The 1,497-nt window shown below is 72.3% G+C and carries 1 protein-coding gene and 1 pseudogene; one reads left to right on the top strand and one right to left on the bottom strand.

Annotated features, from left to right (window positions below; all coding sequences use genetic code 11):
- Positions 1-1,085: glutamyl-tRNA reductase (hemA, locus tag ACKVMH_RS13465; RefSeq protein WP_412700658.1), on the bottom strand; the 1,085-nt coding region annotated here is incomplete at its 3' end.
- Between the two features lie 99 nt (positions 1,086-1,184).
- On the opposite strand from hemA, the pseudogene ACKVMH_RS13460 reads away from it, so the two are divergent.
- Positions 1,185-1,497 (top strand): annotated as a pseudogene (locus ACKVMH_RS13460) (hypothetical protein); the annotation flags it as partial.

The raw sequence follows: 1,497 nt of genomic DNA, 5'->3' as shown, positions 1-1,497 counted from the left end.
CGGGCCAGCGCCTCGTCGCGCGCGGCCTCGCCATGCGCGCGCAGGCGCTTGAGGGGTGCGGTGCGGGCACTGGCGGCGGTCGACTCCATGAACCGGGCGACCTGGATGTCGATGATCGCCTCGGCCTCGATCGCGGCCTCGCGTCGGCTGCGACGGTTGTCCTCGATCGCGCGCTGCAGGTCGTCCACCGTGTACAGGAACACGTCGTCGATACCGGCGACGTCGGCGGCGATGTCGCGCGGAACCGCGAGGTCCAGCAGCAGCATCGGCCGGTGCCGACGCTGGGCCAGCGCCTGCTGCACCTGCGGGCGGTGCAGTACCGGCTCCCGGCTGGCGGTGGCCGACAACACCACGTCGGCCTCGCCCAGGTGCTTGTCGAGTTCGGTCAGCGGCAGCGCAACGCCACCGTGGCGGCTGGCCAGTTCCTGCGCGTGCGAGAGCGTGCGGTTGGCGACCAGCAGCCGTCGAACCCGTGCCTGGACGAGATGGCGGGCCGCCAGTTCGATGGTCTCGCCGGCGCCGATCAGCAGCACGGTGGAGTCCTCGAGCCGGGCGAACGACTCCTGCGCCAGGCGCACCGCGGTGGAGGCCACCGACACCGGGTTCGCACCGATGCGGGTGTGGGTGCGGGCGCGCTTGGCGGTCGAGAAGGTCTGCTGGAACAGGCGGTCGAGCTGGCTGCCAAGGCTGCCGGCGCTGCGCGCGGTGGCCCAGGCGTCCTTGACCTGGCCCAGGATCTGCGGCTCGCCCAGCACCAGCGAGTCCAGCCCGGTGGCGACCCGGAACAAGTGGCGCACCGCATCGCTGCCGGTGTGCCGGTACAGGTAGCCGTGCAGGCCCTCGCCAACGCCGGCGGTGTCGGCCGGGTGGGTCGCCAGCCAGTCGGCCAGGGTGCTGCCGTCGTCGTCGGTGACGGCGTAGATCTCGGTGCGGTTGCAGGTCGACAGCAGCGCGGCTTCATGCACCCGTGGCAATGCCCGCAGCGCCGCCAGCGCCGCCACCGTCGCATCGCCGGAAAACGCGACGCGCTCGCGCAGGCTGACCGGCGCGGTCTGGTGGTTGAGGCCGAGGACGTGGATGGACATGGCGAGGCGGCGAGGCTACCCGTTCAGGTGCTTGCGATAAGCTGCTGGCTGCTGAAGGCCGCCATTCTACCGGCCCGGCCGACAACGGATCGAAGCCCGATGCCCGTAACTGCGCGTTCATTCATTGGTGGTGCCGTGCTGGTGGTGGCGATGGCCTTGCCGGCCATTGCGCCGCAGGCCCGCACGCCACCTTCCGACGACCCGGTGGTGCGTGCACTGGAGCCGTTGCTGGCGGCCGAGTTCGCCATCCAGTCGGGGCGCTTGGACGATGCCGCTCGCTGGTACCTGGAGGCCGCGCGCGCCGCCGACGACATCGAACTGGCCGAGCGCGCAACCCGCGTCGCCCTGCTGGCGCGTGACGATGCCCGCGCCGCGCAGGCGCTCGAGCTCTGGCGCGCCCAGGGCGGGGCGG

Source organism: Lysobacter zhanggongensis (genome assembly GCF_046638635.1).
Lineage (GTDB): Bacteria > Pseudomonadota > Gammaproteobacteria > Xanthomonadales > Xanthomonadaceae > Novilysobacter > Novilysobacter luteus.
Note: the sequence above shows the minus strand (reverse complement) of the source record. Positions and strands in the feature narration are given on the sequence as shown.